The 17,685-nt window shown below is 65.4% G+C and carries 21 protein-coding genes; 17 read left to right on the top strand and 4 right to left on the bottom strand.

The features are described 5' to 3' along the window. The first annotated feature begins 8 nt into the window (after positions 1–8). A complete protein-coding gene (gene flgL / locus AC1RNN_RS15620; protein ID WP_493090253.1) occupies positions 9–1,376 on the top strand; it encodes a flagellar hook-associated protein FlgL in 1,368 nt (455 codons plus the stop codon). A gap of 7 nt (positions 1,377–1,383) precedes the next feature. After that, on the top strand, positions 1,384–2,607 hold the full coding sequence (locus AC1RNN_RS15615) for an HDOD domain-containing protein (RefSeq protein ID WP_493090255.1): 1,224 nt from the start codon (positions 1,384–1,386) through the stop codon (positions 2,605–2,607). Between the two features lie 87 nt (positions 2,608–2,694). Here the strand turns inward: AC1RNN_RS15615 and AC1RNN_RS15610 are convergent, their stop codons facing one another. From AC1RNN_RS15610 to AC1RNN_RS15595, 4 genes are read right to left on the bottom strand one after another with little or no spacing between them, the layout of a single operon-like run. After that, on the bottom strand, positions 2,695–3,198 hold the full coding sequence (locus tag AC1RNN_RS15610) for a GNAT family N-acetyltransferase (protein ID WP_493090257.1): 504 nt from the start codon (positions 3,196–3,198) through the stop codon (positions 2,695–2,697). Positions 3,199–3,205: 7 nt separating this feature from the next. Further along, the gene (locus AC1RNN_RS15605; protein ID WP_493090259.1) at positions 3,206–3,511 is read right to left on the bottom strand and encodes an NIPSNAP family protein; all 306 of its coding nucleotides are present in this window, start codon (positions 3,509–3,511) and stop codon (positions 3,206–3,208) included. 21 nt (positions 3,512–3,532) lie between these two features. After that, a complete protein-coding gene (locus AC1RNN_RS15600) occupies positions 3,533–3,880 on the bottom strand; it encodes a DUF4087 domain-containing protein (RefSeq protein ID WP_493090260.1) in 348 nt (115 codons plus the stop codon). Beyond that, the gene (locus tag AC1RNN_RS15595) at positions 3,877–5,325 is read right to left on the bottom strand and encodes an aminotransferase-like domain-containing protein (protein WP_493090262.1); all 1,449 of its coding nucleotides are present in this window, start codon (positions 5,323–5,325) and stop codon (positions 3,877–3,879) included. The genes AC1RNN_RS15600 and AC1RNN_RS15595 overlap by 4 nt, the downstream gene beginning before the upstream one ends. A 113-nt stretch (positions 5,326–5,438) precedes the next feature. Between AC1RNN_RS15595 and AC1RNN_RS15590 the strand changes: the two genes are divergently transcribed. The 15 genes from AC1RNN_RS15590 to AC1RNN_RS15520 all read left to right on the top strand — a co-directional run bounded on the left by AC1RNN_RS15590 (position 5,439) and on the right by AC1RNN_RS15520 (position 17,546). Continuing rightward, complete coding sequence (locus AC1RNN_RS15590) at positions 5,439–6,062, top strand: LysE family translocator (RefSeq protein WP_493090329.1); 624 nt, start codon at positions 5,439–5,441, stop codon at positions 6,060–6,062. After that, positions 6,059–6,991: a DMT family transporter gene (locus AC1RNN_RS15585; protein WP_493090264.1), complete on the top strand. Its 933-nt coding sequence runs from the start codon at positions 6,059–6,061 to the stop codon at positions 6,989–6,991. Before AC1RNN_RS15590 ends, AC1RNN_RS15585 begins: the two co-directional genes overlap by 4 nt. Before the next feature lie 2 nt (positions 6,992–6,993). Further along, the gene (locus AC1RNN_RS15580) at positions 6,994–7,614 is read left to right on the top strand and encodes a DJ-1/PfpI family protein (protein WP_493090266.1); all 621 of its coding nucleotides are present in this window, start codon (positions 6,994–6,996) and stop codon (positions 7,612–7,614) included. Then, a complete protein-coding gene (locus AC1RNN_RS15575) occupies positions 7,611–8,213 on the top strand; it encodes a LysE family translocator (protein WP_493090267.1) in 603 nt (200 codons plus the stop codon). The genes AC1RNN_RS15580 and AC1RNN_RS15575 overlap by 4 nt, the downstream gene beginning before the upstream one ends. Positions 8,214–8,260: 47 nt before the next feature. After that, positions 8,261–9,448 carry an aminotransferase-like domain-containing protein gene (locus AC1RNN_RS15570; RefSeq protein ID WP_493090269.1) on the top strand — a complete coding sequence of 396 codons (1,188 nt, stop codon included), beginning with the start codon at positions 8,261–8,263 and terminating at the stop codon, positions 9,446–9,448. 2 nt (positions 9,449–9,450) lie between these two features. Beyond that, complete coding sequence (locus tag AC1RNN_RS15565; protein WP_493090270.1) at positions 9,451–10,074, top strand: glutathione S-transferase family protein; 624 nt, start codon at positions 9,451–9,453, stop codon at positions 10,072–10,074. Between the two features lie 29 nt (positions 10,075–10,103). Continuing rightward, on the top strand, positions 10,104–10,976 hold the full coding sequence (locus AC1RNN_RS15560) for a PhzF family phenazine biosynthesis protein (RefSeq protein ID WP_493090271.1): 873 nt from the start codon (positions 10,104–10,106) through the stop codon (positions 10,974–10,976). An 18-nt stretch (positions 10,977–10,994) separates the two neighbouring features. Beyond that, positions 10,995–11,933 carry a PhzF family phenazine biosynthesis protein gene (locus tag AC1RNN_RS15555; RefSeq protein ID WP_493090272.1) on the top strand — a complete coding sequence of 313 codons (939 nt, stop codon included), beginning with the start codon at positions 10,995–10,997 and terminating at the stop codon, positions 11,931–11,933. Further along, positions 11,930–12,577 (top strand): LysE family translocator, encoded by a 648-nt coding sequence (locus AC1RNN_RS15550; protein WP_493090273.1) that lies wholly within the window; start codon positions 11,930–11,932, stop codon positions 12,575–12,577. The genes AC1RNN_RS15555 and AC1RNN_RS15550 overlap by 4 nt, the downstream gene beginning before the upstream one ends. A 21-nt stretch (positions 12,578–12,598) precedes the next feature. Next, a complete protein-coding gene (locus AC1RNN_RS15545) occupies positions 12,599–13,570 on the top strand; it encodes a threonine dehydratase (protein ID WP_493090274.1) in 972 nt (323 codons plus the stop codon). A 92-nt stretch (positions 13,571–13,662) separates the two neighbouring features. Then, entirely contained in the window at positions 13,663–14,304 is a 642-nt protein-coding gene (locus AC1RNN_RS15540) for a diguanylate cyclase (protein WP_493090275.1), read from the top strand. Positions 14,305–14,450: 146 nt separating this feature from the next. After that, positions 14,451–14,771 (top strand): co-chaperone GroES, encoded by a 321-nt coding sequence (locus tag AC1RNN_RS15535; protein ID WP_493090276.1) that lies wholly within the window; start codon positions 14,451–14,453, stop codon positions 14,769–14,771. A 35-nt stretch (positions 14,772–14,806) separates the two neighbouring features. After that, the gene (gene groL / locus AC1RNN_RS15530) at positions 14,807–16,429 is read left to right on the top strand and encodes a chaperonin GroEL (RefSeq protein WP_493090277.1); all 1,623 of its coding nucleotides are present in this window, start codon (positions 14,807–14,809) and stop codon (positions 16,427–16,429) included. A gap of 142 nt (positions 16,430–16,571) precedes the next feature. Beyond that, positions 16,572–16,781 carry a hypothetical protein gene (locus AC1RNN_RS15525; protein ID WP_493090278.1) on the top strand — a complete coding sequence of 70 codons (210 nt, stop codon included), beginning with the start codon at positions 16,572–16,574 and terminating at the stop codon, positions 16,779–16,781. Positions 16,782–16,877: 96 nt separating this feature from the next. After that, complete coding sequence (locus tag AC1RNN_RS15520; protein WP_493090279.1) at positions 16,878–17,546, top strand: histidine phosphatase family protein; 669 nt, start codon at positions 16,878–16,880, stop codon at positions 17,544–17,546. Positions 17,547–17,685 lie beyond the last annotated feature (139 nt).

The raw sequence follows: 17,685 nt of genomic DNA, 5'->3' as shown, positions 1-17,685 counted from the left end.
AGTAACGCATGGCTTCGACCTCCTTCACCCGCCTGGCCTCGGCCAACGCCTACGACAACACGCTGCGCAATCTGCAGACCCGCCAGTCCGATCTTTCCAAGCTGCAGGAAAGCCTTACCTCGGGCAAGAAGATCAACAGCGCCGCCGACGACCCCACGGGCGCCGCCCAGGCCGAGCGCGCCATGAACCGCATTGCCCGCATCGCCACCGACCAGCGCGCCCTGGAAGCCCAGCGCAACTCCATCGCCCTGGCCGAAAGCACGCTGGGCAACATCACCGACGCGCTGCAGAACTTCCGCGAACTGGTGGTGACTGCCGGTAACGGCGCCTACACCGCCTCGGAACGCACCACCATCGCCGGCCAGCTCAGCGGCATGCGCGACCAGATCCTCGCGCTGGCCAACACCAAGGACAGCAACGGACTGCCCCTGTTTGCCGCCCTGGGCAGCGCGCTCGCGCCCTTTGTCGGCCCGCAGTCCACCGCACCCGACTACACCTTCAACGGCCTGCCCGGCCAAAGCGCCAGCGGGCAGTACGCCATCCCTTTCACGCTGGACGGCGAAGCCGCCTTCATGAACCAGCCCTCGCGCGATGGCGTGTTCAACGTCACCGTGGGCAACACCAGCACCGGCCTGATCCCGGCCACTCGCTCGCTGACCACCGATGGCGTGGTGGTGAACAACAGCGCCACCGTGGCCAGCACGGCCGCCCTGGCCCAGGCCACGGCCGGTAACCCGGACTACCCCAGTTACACCATCACCTTCACGGCGCTGGACTCCACCACCACGCCGGGCACCACCACCGTCACCTACGACATCGTGGAGACACCGCCCGTGAGCGGCCCCAGCCCGCTGGTGTCGGGAGGCACGGCCTCCTACGCCACCGGCAGCGCCGCCAAGATCGCCATCACCGGCATCCCCGGCCTGTCCTTCAACATCAACGGCATTCCTCCCACCACGGACAAGGACGCCGGTGCCACCGTGGTCGGCAGCCCCGCCGTGGGTGACACGGTGAGCGTGAACTTCAAGCGCAGCGTCTTCAGCGTGCTGGACACTGCCATCAACGACATCGGAAAAGCCGCCAACGGCAACGCCGCCACCCAAGCGGTGGCCCAGGCCCTGCACAATATCGACATCAGCATGGCCCGCGTCTCGGCCGTGCGCGGCCAGGCCGGCGACCTGCTGGGGCGGGCCGACCGCATCACCAGCGACAACGACAAGCGCAACATCGAGCAGGAAGGCAACCGTTCGCGCGCCGAAGACCTGGACATGATCAAGGGCATCTCCGACTTCCAGAACCAGCAGACCGGTTACTCGGCCGCCCTGCAGTCCTACGCGCAAGTGCAGAAGCTCTCCCTCTTTAACTTCATCAGCTAGGCTGGCCATGACCGACTCGGTGCTGGGCAGCGTCACCATGGGCTACCAGCCCCTGTGGAACCAGTGGCGCCAACGCTGCGGAGTCCGCCTCTGGGTGGACCCGGTCAATGGCCAGGCCGTGGACGCGCAGCACCTGCTTGCCGCCGTGCAGGAGCTCTGGCCCGCCAGCGGCGAAACCCAACTCCTAAGCGTGCGCTCGCCCGCCTTGCTGGGCGACCTGCTGGAGCACACCCCGCCCGGCGGCATATGGCTGGAAGTTCCCGATGCCTGGCTGGACAACGCCACGCTCGTGAACCAGGTGCGCCAGGCCCATGCGCGCAGCAAACGCCTGGTGTGGAGCGGGGAACACCCCCAGGCCTCCCGCACCGAGGTGCAAGGCTGCTTTCACAAAACCCTGCGCAGCCTCAGCCCCGAAGAAGCCCTGCGTGCCCTGCGCGCTGCGCTGCGCCGCACCCAGGACGGCGGCAGCGGCGTGGCTGGCGTCGTGCCCAGCCCCATCGTGCCGGACACCATTTATGAAGGCCTGGCCAGCCAGGCTTTGGTCGAACACGCGCTGGACCACCAGGCCGTTTGGGGCGTGGCCGGCTGGCCGATGGAGGAAATGCTGTACGGCTACCGCTACCGGCAGATCCAGCCCGCACGCCAGCTGCTGCGCGAACTGGTGCAGGCCATCGATGCCGACGAATCCGTGGAAGCGCTGGAGCGCCGCATGGGCGAGGAGCCGCTGCTGATGTACCGCTTTCTGCGCTACGCCAACTCGGCGGCACTGGCGCTGCGCAACGAGATTGGCAGCGTGCGCCAGGGCCTCATGAACCTGGGCTATAGCCGCCTGCGCGCCTGGCTCATGGAGCAGATGCCCCACGCCAGCGGCGACGCCAACCTGCACCCCATACGCGCGGCCATGGTGCTGCGCGCACGCATCATGGAGCGCCTATCTGACGCGGGTGCCGAAGATGATCTGCGCCGCGAGGTCTTCCTCTGCGGCATCTTCTCGCAGGTGGACCTGCTGCTGGGCGACAACCTGGGCAGTGCCCTGCACCGCCTGCCCCTGCCAGGCCGCGTGGCCTCCGCCGTGCTGGGCAACACCGGTCCCTACGCGCCCTGGCTGGAAGTGGCCCGCGCGCTGGAAAGCGGCTCCACCAAGATGATCCGCGACGTCTGCAAGGCCCACGACCTGCCAGCTGACCACGTCAACCGCGCGCTGCTGCGCTCGCTGGCGGCCACAGCCTGATTACGGGCCAATCAGGGCTATAACCCTTATGCAATTTGCGTAAGCAGCTACTAAAAACGTAGCAATTTTCCCAAAACAAAACACCGTTTACGCAGTGGCCTCAAACGCAGCGTGGTAGCGAACCACGCCGCGTGGCAATTCTTCGCCAAAAGCCAGCGCCATGAAGTATTCGGGCGGAACACCTTCCAGCACCAGCCCTGCACGCGGCGCAAAACCGAAGCGGGCGTAGTAGGCCGGGTCACCCAACAGTACACAACCGGCCGCCCCCAGCGCCCGCAGATCGTCCAGGGCGCGCTGCATGAGCTGGCTGCCTATGCCTTGCCCTTGATGCGCCGGAGCTACCGAAATCGGCCCCAGGCCATACCAGCCCGCGCTGCATTCGGACACAGTGACGGGCGACAAAGCCACATGGCCCAGCAGCGTGTCATCCCCTGCCTGCGCCACCAGCGAGACTGTGAGCACGCCTGCCCGCCGCAGCGCGTTGACAATGAACTGCTCGGTGTGGCTGGTGTGCTCTGCATGCAGAAAGGCCTGCGCCGTGAGCACCGTGATGGCATCCACGTCGGCCGGGGTTTCGGGGCGGATCTGCATGGCAGGTTTAGCGAAACACCGGCCTGAAGAAGCTGCGTTCGTAGCTGATGATGCAACGCGTCTCTTCGGCGTAGCGGAAGGCGGCCTGGCATTCGGCATCCTGCATGGACTGCTGGCGGTAGGTCTCGTAGGCCGCCAAGCTGGGGAAGCTGAACATGGCCAGCGCGATGTTGTTGGCGCCTTCCGAAGGCAGGAAATAGCCGTGGTGCTGGCCGCCGAAGCGTTCCACCAGCGGAATCCAGAGCTTGCCGTAATGCTCGAATTCGGCGAGCTTGTAGGGATCGATCACATAGCGCAGATAGCACGTCACCATCAAAGTGTCTCCATTGAAAAATCAGCCGGGTGGTTTGCCCAGCGCAGCGTCGGCACGGCACTGGGCCAGGGGGCGGGCTTGTGCGCTCAGAATGCGCAGCACCTGGCGGGTCTGGGTGTTCACGGTCACGCGAGCACAGGCGCAACCGTAGCCGTAACTACCGTTGACGCGCACTTTCTGACGCGCGGCAATCTCGGGCCAGTCGCCATCGGCCTGGTGGCCGCCTTGCACGGCCACTTCCCATTCACCATCCTTGTCATGCAGCCACACATTGCCGGGGCTGGGGTTGTCCCACCAGCCGCAACGCAACGCGGGCGCGGCCTGCGCGGCGCAGGCCGTCCACAGCGCCAGAAGCAGCAAGCGCTTCATGCGCGCACCTGCTCGTCGCGCAAGCGGGCAAAGGTCTTCCAGAATTGGGCCTCCTGCGTGCTGGCGAAGTTGATGCGCATGAGGCTGCTGGGTGTGCGCTGGGCGTGGAACAGCGCACCGGGCGCGAGCAGGTAGCCTTCGTCCAGCATGCGCTGGCTCAGGGCGTCGGTGTCGACCCCCGTTTCCACCCAGCCGAACATGCCCACCGGGTCCGACGCAAAGGTGCAGCCATGCGCCAGCGCGAGCTTGACGCTGCGCGCGCGCGCTGCATCCAGCTGGGTGCGTATGCGCTCGGCGTGGCGACGCAGCTGGCCCTGTTCGATGCACCAGGCCATGGATTTTTCCAGCAGCGCGGGCGTGGTCAGGGTGGACAGCAGCTTGGTGTCGAGCAGGCGCTCGGCCAGATCCTTGGGCGCGGCCATGTAGCCCACGCGCCAGTTGGGCGCGAGGATCTTGGCGAAGCCCGCCACATAGATGGTGCGCTGCAGGCCGTCCAGCGCGCACAGGCGGGTGGAGTGCTCGGGCGCGAAGTGGCTGTAGGTGTCGTCCTCAACGATGTGGAAGTCGTGCTGCGTGGCCAACTGCAGGATGCGGTAGGCGCTGCTGGGCGTGAGGCAGTAGCCCGTGGGGTTGTGGAACACGCTCACGCTCACGAACAGCTTGGGTCGGTGCTGCTGGCAGTACTGCGCCATCACCTCCAGGTCTGGCCCGTCGGCACGGCGCGGCACCGGCAGGATGCGCATGCCCAGGGAGTCTAGGCGGGCAAACTCGATCGCCCAGCCGGGCTCTTCCACCATCACGTAGTCCCCCGCGCGCAGCAGGGTGCGGCTGACCACATCAAGCGCGTTGGTGGCGCCCACGGTGGTGATGATCTGCTCAGGGGCCGCCGGCACCGACAGTCCCGCCAGCTTGGTGGACAGCGCGCGGCGCAGGCCCATGTCACCCGCTGGCTCGCCGTACTGCAGGGAGAAGGCGTTGAGCGCCTCCACGCTGCAGCTGCGCCGCACCGCCGTGGCCAGAAAGGTGGTCTGCAACCAATCCTTGGGCAACACGCCCATGCCGGGCTGGGGCTTGCTGCTCACGCCCTTGAACATGCCGCGGATCAGGGCCGTGGCATTGAGCGGCGCATAGCGCTGGGGCACGGTGAGCATGAGGTTGGCCACCCCGTGCGCTCCTGATTCGATAGCTGCTTGCGCACTGCCCACGGCCACCGAGGGCAGATCGCGCACATAGAAGCCACGGTTCTTGCGAGCCTCCACCAGCCCCTGGGCGAGCAGTTGGTCGTAGGCGCCCACCACCGTGGACGGGCTCACGCCCTGCTGCTGCGCGCACAGGCGCACCGAGGGCAGGCGCGCGCCGGGCGCCAGCAGGCGGTCGCGGATGCGCTGCGCAAACACCCCGGCGAGCTGCTCAGCCAGGGTCTGGGAAGTGGTTTTCATCAACATGCGTGCTGCCCTCTGTGTTGGCCGTGCCAGCAATACAGTTTATTAACTGTTTCATCAAACTGTACTGCAAGTGTGCTGTTTTTGAAAGTACAGTGAATCGCATGCTGCTCCCCATGCCCCCTGCCGAATTCACTGCGCTGCTCTTGCTGTCCACCGCAGCCAGCTTCACGCCCGGCCCCAACACCACGCTGTCCACCGCGCTGGCGGCCAACCGTGGTTTGCGTGGCGCGCTGCACTTTGTGCTGGCTGTGCCTTTGGGCTGGGGCCTGCTGTTCACTCTGTGTGCCGGTGGCCTGGGTGCTCTGGTGGTGGCGCTGCCGCTCTTGCGCACCGCCATCCAGTGGCTGGGCATTGCCTACCTGCTGTGGCTGGCCTTCAAGCTGGCCGGCGCCAGCAGCCTGGGCGAAGCGGATTCCAGCCGTCTCAACGTCACCTTCTGGCAGGGCGTGGCGCTGCAGTTTCTCAACATCAAGGCCTGGATGCTGGGCCTGACCGTGACCGCCGGCTGGCTGGCCGGGCGCGAAGACGCACTGGCGCGCTACGCCCTCACGCTGCCACTGATGCTGGCCTTCGGCTTCTTCAGCAACCTGCTGTATGCCGCCATCGGCTCACTCTTGCGCGACTGGCTGGGTGGCCCCGTAGTCAACGGTGTGGCCACGGGGCGGCGCCTGCGCTGGTTCAACCGCGGCATGGCCGCTGTACTGGTGGCCACCGCCATCTGGATGGGATCGCTATGAACACCGCCTCCAGCGCAAACACCCTCAGCAACGAGGCACGCGGCCTCTGGCTGGGCTTTCTGGGCGTAGCCATCTTCGCGGCCACGCTGCCCATGACACGCCTTGCCACCGGTACGGCCGATGCGCCACAACTGAGCCCCTGGTTCATCACGCTGGGGCGTGGGGCGCTGGCGGGCGGGTTGTCCGTTCTCTTTCTGCTCGCCACACGCTCACGCTGGCCCACGGCGGCCGAACGCGGGCCGCTGCTGCTGGCCGCGCTGGGCAATGCGCTGGGCTTCCCTATCCTGATCGCCTATGCGCTGCGCCACGTCAGCGCCGGCCACGCGGCCGTGATCCTCGCGCTGCTGCCGCTGGCCACCGCAGCAGTGGCGGCGTTGGTACTGCACCAGCGCGCGCGGCTTGGCTTCTGGCTCTGCGCGGTGTTGGGGGCGGCCTTGGTGGTGGCGTTTTCGCTGCTGCGCGCCGCCCAGCCCGGCGGCCTGGTGCTGGAATGGGCAGACCTGCTGATGCTGGGCGCCGTGCTGGCGGGGGCGCTGGGCTATGTCTATGGCGCCAAGGTCACACCCACGCTGGGGGCAGAACGTGTGATCTGCTGGGTCTGCGTGCTGGCCCTTCCCGTCACACTGCCAGGCGCCTGGTTCACCTGGCCCACGCAGCCGGTGCAGGCCGCGTCCTGGGGTGCGCTGGCGTACGTGGGCGTGTTTTCCATGTGGGCCGGCTTCTTTGCCTGGTACCGCGGGCTGGCGCTGGGCGGCATGCTCAAGGTCAGCCAGGTACAACTGTTGCAGCCTTTTCTCAGCATTCTGGTGGCCGTACCACTGCTGGGCGAATCGCTGGATGTGGTGACTGTGGGCTTCGCACTTGCAGTCGTCACCACCGTGTTCGCCGGCAAACGCCTGGCGAGCCCACCCCCACCTCGCGGAGCCTGAACATGCGCATTGCCATTCTCACTTTCGACGGATTCAACGAACTCGACTCCCTCATCGCCTACGGCATGCTGGGGCGTATCTCCCTGCGCGGCGACACCGCGTGGCAGGTGCAGATTGCCAGCCCCACACCGCGGGTGACCTCCATGAACGGGCTGACCATCGACGCCCACTGCAGTCTGGCGGACGCCAACACAGCCGACGCCGTGCTGATTGGCAGTGGCATGAAGACGCGTGAGGTTGCAGCCGATCCATCCCTTCTGTCCCAGCTGCATCTGGACCCGGCGCGCCAGTTGATTGCTGCGCAGTGCTCGGGCACCTTTTTGCTGGCCAAACTCGGACTCACCGGCAACCTGGCCGCCTGCACCGACCTGACCAGCAAGCCCTGGGTGCAGGCTGCCGGCGTGCGCGTGGTGAACCAGGCCTTCCACGCCCAGGGCAATATCGCCACGGCGGGCGGCTGCCTGTCGGCCCAGTACGTAGCAGCCTGGCTGATCGCGCGCCTCAAGGGACTGGAAGACGCCCGTGAGGTGCTGTACTACTTCGCACCGGTCAACGAAAAAGAGCTGTACCTGGAACGCGCGCTGGCACACATCACGCCGGCACTGGAGGGGCTGCCTGCATGAACCACGATTTGATGATCGCCGCCGGCCTGTTCCTCATCGTGAGCTCCGTCACGCCGGGCCCCAACAACACCATGCTCATGGCCTCAGGCGTGAACTTCGGCGTGCGCCGCTCGCTGCCGCACCTGCTCGGCGTGCAGATCGGCTTTACCGTCATGCTGCTGTGCGTGGGCCTGGGCCTGCATGCGGTGCTGGACCAGTTTCCGGCCATCTACCAAATCATGCGCTGGGGCGGTGCGGCCTATCTGCTGTGGCTGGCCTGGAAGCTGGCCACGGCCCGCCCTGCGGACGCAGACACGGACGCCCCCGCCGCCAAGCCCCTGGGCTTCTGGGGTGCAGCGGCCTTCCAGTGGATCAACCCCAAGGCCTGGGTGATGATCGTCACCGCCATGAGCGCCTACCTGCCGCCGGACGCCAGCGTCTCGCAGGTCATGGTGCTGGCGCTGATGTCGCTGGTACTGGGCAGCCCCTGCTCGGCGGTCTGGGTGGGTTTTGGCCAAGCCATGCGCGGCCTGCTGCAGGACCCGCTGCGCCTGCGCATCTTCAACATCACCATGGCGCTGGCGCTGGGGGCGTCCCTGTACCCCATGCTGGTCAATTGAATGAAATGCGACACTCTGTCCCACACACCCAAAATACTGGAGACCCCATGACGACCCATTGGACCCTGGCCGCACGCGCTGCCAAGATGAACCCCTCGGTGATCCGCGAGATCCTCAAAGTGACCGAGAAGCCCGGCATCATCAGCTTTGCCGGCGGCCTGCCGTCGAGCCAGACTTTCCCCGTGCCCGAATTCCGGGACGCCTGCGCCAAGGTGCTGAAGGACGATCCGGCTGGCGCCCTGCAGTACGCCGCCTCTGAGGGCTACGGCCCGCTGCGCGAGATGGTGGCAGCCCAGCTGCCCTGGAACGTGGACCCCGGCCAGGTGCTGATCACCACCGGCTCGCAGCAAGGCCTGGACCTGGTGGCCAAGATCCTGATCGACGCGGGCAGCAAGGTACTGGTCGAGTCGCCCACCTACCTGGGCGCCGTATCCGCCTTTGTACCCATGGAGCCCGAGGTAGTGAGCGTGGCCAGCGATGACGATGGCGTGGACATTGCTGACTTGGAAAAGAAGGCCGACGGTGCCCGCTTCCTCTATGTGCTGCCCAATTTCCAGAACCCCACCGGCCGCACCATGAGCGAAGCCCGCCGTGCCGCCCTGAGTAGCACCGCCGCCCGCCTGGGCCTGCCGCTGATGGAAGACAACCCCTATGGCGACCTCTGGTTCGACACCCCGCCGCCCGCCCCGCTGACCGCGCGCAACCCCGAGGGTGGCATCTACCTGGGCTCTTTTTCCAAGGTGCTGGCCCCTGGCTTGCGCATGGGCTTCATCGTGGCGCCCAAGGCCGTCTACCCCAAGCTGCTGCAGGCCAAGCAGGCCGCCGACCTGCACAGCCCCGGCTTCAACCAGCGCGCCATTGTGGAAGTCATGCAAAACGGCTTTCTGGACCGCCATGTGCCCGCCATCCGCGCGCTCTACAAGGCGCAGCGCGACGCCATGCTGGAGGCGCTGGCACAGCACTTCCCCGCCGGCGCCAACGCCAATGACACGCTGACCTGGAACACCCCGGCCGGCGGCATGTTCCTCTGGGCGCGCCTGCCCAAGGGCATGAACGCGGTGAACCTGCTGCCCCACGCCGTGGACAAGGGCGTGGCCTTTGTGCCGGGCGAGCCCTTCTACGCCAACGGTGGGGATCCGCGCACCATGCGCCTGTCCTTCGTCACACCCAGCGTGGAAGAAATCCGCCGCGGCGTGGCCGCGCTGGCCGCCGCGATTCAAGAACAAAGGGGCTGAGCATGGCGGTTCATATCTGGGGACGCCTGTCCTCCCTCAATGTGCGCAAGGTGGTCTGGGCCGCGCAGGAAACCGGTGTGGCCTTCACCCGCAGCGACGCAGGCCTGGCCTACGGCGTGGTCAAGACGCCCGAATACCTGTCCATGAATCCCAACGCCCTGGTGCCCACGCTGCAGGACGGCGACTTCACGCTCTGGGAGAGCAATGCCATCGTTCGCTACCTGTGCGCCAAGTATGGCAGTGACCAGCTCTACCCCGCCAATCTGGAACAGCGCTTTGACGCCGAACGCTGGATGGACTGGCAGCAGACCACGCTGAACCGCGACAGCGGTTTGGCCTTTGTGCAATGGTTCCGCACACCCGAGGACAAGCGCGATGCCGCCATCATCGCCCGCTCCACCGCCGCCACCGAGCCGGCCATGGCCCAGCTCAACGACCATCTGGCGGACCGCGCCTATGTCTGCGGCGCACAGTTCAGCATGGCCGACATTCCCGTGGCCTGCGATGTGCACCGCTGGTTCGCGCTGCCCCAGGCGCGTCCGGCCTGGCCGCATCTGGAGCGCTGGTTCGCCAGCATCTTGGAGCGCCCCGCCACCCGCGGTGTGCTTGATCTTCCCCTCTCATAGTTCCCTCCCCCACCACAGAAAGGTTTCCCGTGCCCCAGCAACGCCGCTTCGCCCAAGTCGATGTTTTCACCGCCCAGCCCTACCTGGGCAACCCTCTGGCCGTGGTGCTGGATGCGACGGGACTGGACACGGCAGCGATGCAGGCGTTTGCGCGATGGAGCAATCTGAGCGAGACCTCGTTTCTGTTGCCGCCCACGCCCGAGGCGGCGGCCCAGGGCGCGGACTACCAGGTGCGCATCTTCACGCCCGAGGTGGAACTGGGCTTTGCCGGCCACCCCACGCTGGGCAGTTGCCACGCCTGGCTGGAAGCGGGCGGCCAGCCCAAAAACAGCAAGCGCATCGTGCAGCAATGCCAGGGCGGGCTGGTGCAGATCTGCCGCGACGGCACCCGCCTGGCCTTCGCTGCGCCGCCGGTGCGCCGCCGCAACCCCAGCCCCAGCCAGCTCGCCCAGGTAGCGGTCGCGCTGGGCCTCAAGGCCGCACAGATCGTGGCCACGCAAACACTGAGCAACGGCACCGACTGGCTGGCCCTGCTGCTGGACGACCGCCAGACCGTGCTGCAGCTGCAGCCCGACTACCCCGCGCTCAAGCGCATGGGGGTCAAGGTGGGCGTGGCGGGCGTGGCCAATGTGCAGAACGCCATCAACCTGGTGGCCAACCAGCTGGAAGTGCGCGCCTTTGTCGCGCCTGAAGGCATCAACGAAGACCCGGTGACGGGCAGCTTCAACGGCGATCTGGCCCAGTGGCTGATTGCCGACGAATACATGCCCAAAAAGTACGTCGTCACCCAAGGCGTCTGCATCCAGCGCGAGGGCCGCGTCCATATTGAGCAGGACAGCAGCGGCCAGGTCTGGGTGGGTGGCGATTCCGTCACCTGCATACGCGGCGAAATCACCCTCTGATTGTTCAGGAGCCATTCCATGCCCCCACGCGCCTACCGGCAAGTCGACGTTTTCACCGCTGTGCCCTACCTGGGCAACGCTCTGGGCGTGGTGATGGACGGCAGTGGCCTTAGCGACGAGGCCATGCAGGCCTTTGCCCTGTGGACCAACCTGTCCGAGACCACCTTTCTGCTCCCGCCCAGCCCGGCCGCTGCGGCTCAGGGGGCAGACTACCAAGTGCGCATCTTCACGCCCGCCGACGAGCTGCCATTTGCCGGCCACCCCACACTGGGTAGCTGCCACGCCTGGCTGGAAGCCGGGGGCCAGCCCCAGGCAGCCGGCCACATCGTGCAGGAATGCAAGAAAGGTCTGGTCAAGCTCAAGCGCGACGGCAGCCGCCTGGCCTTCGCCGCGCCGCCCCTGCAACGCAGCACACCCGATGCCGCCTTGTTGGCCCGCGTGGCGGTGGGCTTGGGCGTGCAGCCCGGGCAGATCCGCGCCGCGCAGTGGCTGGACAACGGCCCGGTGTGGCTGGGTCTGCTGCTCGATAGTACGGAGACAGTGCTGGAGCTGCGCCCGGACCATTCCGTCCTCAAGGGTTTGGCACGCGGAATCGGTGTAGCCGGTATGGATATTGCGCAAGCAGCTCCTGATTTAATAGTGCGCAGCAACCGCGAAGCGCGTGCCTTTGGCGCCCGTACCGCCGCCGCACCAACTGCCAGCGACGACACTCCCAGCGTGGAGGTGCGTTTTTTTGCCGACGACATCGGCGTCACCGAAGATCCGGTCACCGGCAGTTTCAACGCCAGCCTGGCGCAATGGCTGATCGCCGACGGCTTGGCACCCACACGCTATGTGGCAGCCCAGGGCACCTGCATAGGCCGGGATGGACGCGTCTTCATCGAACAGGATGAAACGGGCCAGGTCTGGGTCGGTGGCGATTCGGTCACCTGCATTGAAGGCAAGGTGGCGCTATGAGCACCACGCTGCTCACCGCCCACCTGGGCCTGGCCTGGGCCACCTACATCGTCAACACCGCCAGTCCCGGCCCCAGCAATATGGCCATCATGGGCATGGCCATGAACGCCGGGCGCCGGCCCGCGCTGTGGCTGGCTGCTGGCGTGGTCAGCGGCTCGTGGTTCTGGGGTGTGCTGGCCGCAATGGGTATCTCGCAGGTGCTGGCGGCCTTCAGTACCGGGCTCATCGCCATGAAGATCGTGGGCGGGCTCTATCTGCTGTGGCTGGCCTACAAGTCCGGCCGCTCGGCCTGCCAGGCCGATGCACCACCCAACGCCACCACGGCCGCCAAAGACGTCAGCGCCCGCGCACTCTACCTGCGCGGCACCGCCATGCACCTCACCAACCCCAAGGCCATCCTCTCCTGGCTGGCCATCGTCACGTTGGCGCTGCCGCCTGATGCGCCGCGTGCCGTGGTGCTGACCGTGTTGGCGGGCTGCATGACGCTGGGTGTGCTCGTCTTCTTTGGCTACGCGCTGGCGTTTTCCACACCCACCGCACGCCGCCTCTACACCACGTCGCGCCGCTGGTTTGAAGGCCTGCTGGCCGCCGTATTCGGACTGGCCGGACTGCAGCTGCTGCGCAGCAGCACCCACGCCCACTGACCCCGCCCGACTGAAAACCGCATGACCGCCAACGCCCTGCTCCCAACCCTGCACGACATCGAAGCCGCCGCCCAGGTGGTCTACCGTGAATTCGCCGCAACCCCGCACTACAGCTGGGGCCAGCTCAACGCCCTGCTGGGCACCAGTTGCTGGGTCAAGCACGAGAACCACACCCCCGTGGGCGCCTTCAAGATCCGCGGCGGCCTGACCTACTTTGACCAGCTCGCCCAGCGCGGCGCCCTGCCTGCCGAAGTCATCAGCGCCACGCGCGGCAACCACGGCCAAAGCATTGGCTGGGCGGCGCGGGCTCACGGTGTGCCCTGCACCATCGTGGTCCCGCATGGCAACTCGGTGGAAAAGAACGCCGCCATGCGCGCACTGGGCGTCAACCTCATCGAACACGGCAGCGACTTCCAGGAAAGCCGCGAATTCGCCATAGGCCTTGCCAAGGAACGTGGCGCCCACATGGTGCCCAGCTTCCACCCCGACCTGCTGCGCGGCGTCAGTACCTACTGGTGGGAGCTGCTCAAAGCCGCGCCTGACATTGACGTCATCTACGTGCCCATCGGCCAGGGCAGCGGCGCCTGCAGCGCCGTGGCCGCAAAAAAGGCTCTGGGCCACAACGCCCGCATCGTCGGCGTCGTCAGCGCCCACGCCACCACCTACGCCGACTCGCTCAAGGCCGGCAAGGTGGTCGAAGCCCCCGTCACCACCCTGCTGGCTGACGGCATGGCCTGCCGCGTGGCCGACCCCGAGGCCCTGCACATCTTGCTCGGCGAGATCGACCACATCGCGCAGGTTACAGACGCCGAAGTCGCCCAAGCCATGCGCCAGATCTTCGCCTGCACCCACAACGTGGCTGAAGGCGCGGGGGCTGCGAGCTTTGCGGCGGCCATGCAAGAACGCGAGAGCCTGCGCGGCCAGACCGTGGGAATTACGCTGTGCGGCGGGAATGTGGATTCGGCGGTGTTTGCCGACGTACTGCAAGTCTGAAGCCCTGGATGAGCCTGTGCCTTCATTGCCCCGGCGGTTGCGAAACGCCATCACTTGATGCAGAATTTTTTCTGCCAAGGAGGTTGTAATGGATGCAAGTCTTTGACAAGGTCTTAGCGCAGATTCAATCCGTGGGATTGCCGGTGGTCGCGGTGTCCCTCACCGCAGTGCCCCGTGCCAACACGCCGGTCTTGCTGTCCGTGCACTGGCACGGCTTTGCGAAGCGCGACCTAACTCGCGATCCGCCCTCCACCCTGCCGCAGGACACGCTAACGAGCATTCCGGGCACAGCCATGCAGCTCAGCGAGCCCTGGTCCCGCATGGCGAACCTGGATGACGCCATGCTGGGTGCGGCATGGCAGCTCGGGGCCTGGGATCTGGTGCGGGAAGAACGACGTGGCTGCAACACGGCGGGTGCCACCGAGCGGGAAGCCCTGGAGTGTCGACAAGCCTTTGCAGACCACCCGTTCGGCGAAGAGACCGACGACTTCATGCTGACCGAGGCACCCGACCGGGAAGAGCTGATGCACTTGGGCGCGCGGGTGGGTTATATCCGCTGGTTGTTCAGGCCGGTCAAAAATGGCTTGTGGAAGGACGCTGGTGCGGACGACACCCTGCAGTCTGATGGGAGCCGCCAGCCGCCCTGTCCGGTTGCGGCCCGCCCGGCGGTGGGCGTGCGGCAATCCCTGACCCGTTACCACCTGGGGCATAGCAGCCGAATCGTGCTTCTGTAAGCCAAACGCAGGTCGGCAAAAAAAGGGCTTGAAAAAAATTCCCGAATCCCTATTTCAAAAATCGCTGATTCATTGAGTCAGTCTGCTCCGCCCCCCAAGGCGGGGCGAACTTACCCTTAATCTGATTTTGAACAGGAGATTTCGTCATGGAAATTCGTCCCCTTTACGACCGGATTATCGTTAAGCGGATCGATCAACAGCGTCAGACCGCCTCCGGCATCGTCATCCCCGATTCGGCCACGGAAAAGCCCGAGCAGGGCGACGTGATAGCCGTGGGCACCGGGCGCCTCTTGCACGACGGCACCATCCGCCCCCTGCAGGTAGCCAAGGGCGACCGGGTGCTCTTTGGCAAGTACGCCGGACAGACGGTGAAAGTCGACGACCAGGAGTTGCTGGTCCTCAAGGAAGAGGATGTGCTGGGCATCATCGAAACCACTGCAACGGTACCTCTCAAAAAGGTCGCCTGAACACGCATTTCACAGATACACAAGGAGATTGAAAAATGGCAGCAAAAGAAGTCAAGTTTCATGACGGTGCCCGCAGCCGCATTCTTAAGGGTGTGAACACCCTGGCCGACGCCGTCAAGGTCACGCTGGGCCCCAAAGGCCGCAATGTGGTGATCGAAAAGAGCTTCGGATCACCGGTGATCACCAAGGACGGCGTGAGCGTGGCCAAAGAGATCGAGCTCAAGGACAAGTTCGAGAACATGGGCGCCCAGATGGTCAAACAAGTCGCATCCAAGACTGCCGATGTGGCGGGTGATGGCACCACGACGGCAACTGTGCTGGCCCAGGCCATCGTGAAGGAGGGCATGAAGTATGTGACGGCCGGCATGAATCCGATGGACCTCAAGCGCGGCATCGACAAGGCGACCGAAGCCGTGGTGGCCGAGCTGAAAGTCTTGTCCAAACCCTGCAGCACCAACAAGGAAATTGCCCAGGTGGCAGCCCTGTCCGCCAACTCGGACAGCGCGATCGGCGACATCATTGCCAAAGCCATGGAAAAGGTGGGCAAGGAAGGCGTGATCACCGTGGAAGACGGCAAGAGCCTGGACAACGAGCTGGACGTGGTCGAGGGCATGCAGTTCGACCGCGGCTTCATCAGCCCCTATTTTGTCAACAACCCCGACAAGCAAACCTGCGTGCTGGACGAGCCGCTGGTCCTGTTGCATGACAAGAAGATCTCCAACATCCGCGACCTGCTACCGGTCTTGGAAGAAGTGGCCAAGGCTGGCCGCCCCTTGCTGATCATCGCAGAAGACCTGGAAGGCGAAGCCCTGGCGACCCTAGTGGTCAACAGCATGCGCGGCATCCTCAAGGTGGCCGCGGTCAAGGCACCCGGCTTTGGCGACCGCCGCAAGGCCATGCTGGAAGACATCGCCATCCTCACCGGCGGCACCGTCATTGCCGAGGAAGTGGGCAAGCAACTGGACAAGACCACGCTGGCCGATTTGGGCCGCGCCAAGCGGGTGGAAATCCACAAGGACACCACCACCATCATCGATGGCGCGGGCGACCAAACCGCCATCAAGGCCCGCGTCTCCACCCTGCGTGCCGGAATTGAGAACAGCACCTCCGACTACGACAAGGAAAAGTTGCAGGAGCGCATTGCCAAACTCGCTGGCGGGGTGGCGGTCATCAAGATCGGTGCAGCCACTGAAGTGGAAATGAAGGAGAAGAAAGACCGTGTGGACGATGCACTGCACGCCACGCGCGCAGCGGTCGAGGAAGGCATCGTTCCCGGCGGCGGCGTAGCCCTGCTGCGGGCACGTGCAGCCATCAAAGGCCTCAAGGGCGCCAATGAGGACCAGGACGCCGGCATCAAGATCGTGCTGCGCGCGATTGAGGAGCCGCTACGTGCCATCGCATTCAATGCCGGCGACGAAGCGTCGGTGGTGATCGACAAGGTCCTGGCTGGCAAAGGCGCCTGGGGCTACAACGCGGGCACTTCGCAGTACGGCGACCTGATCGAGATGGGCGTTATCGACCCTACCAAGGTCACCCGCACGGCGCTGCAGAACGCGGCATCGGTGGCCGGCTTGATCCTGACCACGGACGCCAGCGTGGCCGAAGCGCCCAAGGAGGAGAAGCCGGTGGCTCCCGCCACGGCTGATATGGACTACTGAGCCCAGGTAGCAGAAGGCCCCGGAGCAGCCGCCGGGGCCTTTTGTGGAGTCATGCACCATGCCCCCAAACCCTCGTACATCGATATCTCACGCATTACGTTCTTCATTTGGACCGGCTCAAAGCACACCAGGCACTTGTGGTATGGCCGAGGCCGACATGGCGCGGCTGACCGACTGGTTCGCCGGCAATCTGGCTTTGAGCCGTTCGGAGGCACACGCTTTGCTGGAACAAGCCGTCGAATCAGGTCGCCTGCCCCGGCATCGACAAGAGTTCGTCGCCGCCATCAAGGCTTTGGCCACAGGGCCTGGCAATTGGCCCCATATGGGGTACCGGCTCCTGCCCGAGCACTAAGAAGTCGCATTCCTGGCTGGCCACGGCGCTCTGATTTTCATAGCTGCTGTCGCACATTTAACAAGCGCCAGGTGCCGATTGGGCTTAAATATCCCCATGGGCAATCTCTATCTGGTGCGGCACGGGCAGGCTTCTTTCGGGGCTGCGGATTACGACAAGCTCAGCGAACTCGGCCACCGGCAGAGTGTGCGGCTGGGAGAGTACTTTGCGGGCAAGGGCTTGCAGTTTGAGGCCGTGATCACCGGCACGCTCAGGCGCCATGCGCAGACCTGGGCGGGTATTGCCCAAGGGGCCGGCCTCACCCACACGCCACTGGAATGGCCCGGGCTCAATGAATATGACAGCGAAGCCGTCATCAGGGCGATCCACCCCGCGCCACTGGCCAAGCCGGACACGCCCGAGATGTACCGCCACCACTTCCGGCTGCTGCGTGACGGGCTCACGCAATGGATGAACGGCGTGATCAGCCCGCAAGGCATGTCCAGCTACGATGATTTTGTGCACGGTGTGACCAGCGCGCTGGACCATGTACGCAAGGCGCACACGGGCAATGTACTGATCGTCAGCAGCGGCGGGCCCATTTCCACCGCAGTGGGCCACATCCTGGGCACCACGCCCGAGACGACCATCGAGCTGAACCTGCGTATCCGTAACAGCTCACTGACCGAACTGGCCTACACGCCCAAGCGCCACATGCTGGTGACCTACAACACCCTGCCGCACTTGGATGACGCCCAGCACGCCGACTGGGTGACCTACTCCTGAGCTTTCCGGCAACCGCGTCGGCTTTGTAACAAGGCGTGACGTGATTGGCACGGCTCGTGCTTTGCCCCCTCTGTTGGACCGCACAGAGGAAAACGATGCACCGATTCGGAACGAAGTGGGTTGCGCCTTTCTTGGGCGC

The organism is Rhodoferax sp. GW822-FHT02D07 (assembly GCF_058802405.1).
The sequence above is the reverse complement of the archived record's forward strand: the minus strand, read 5'-3'. Positions and strand labels throughout refer to the sequence as shown.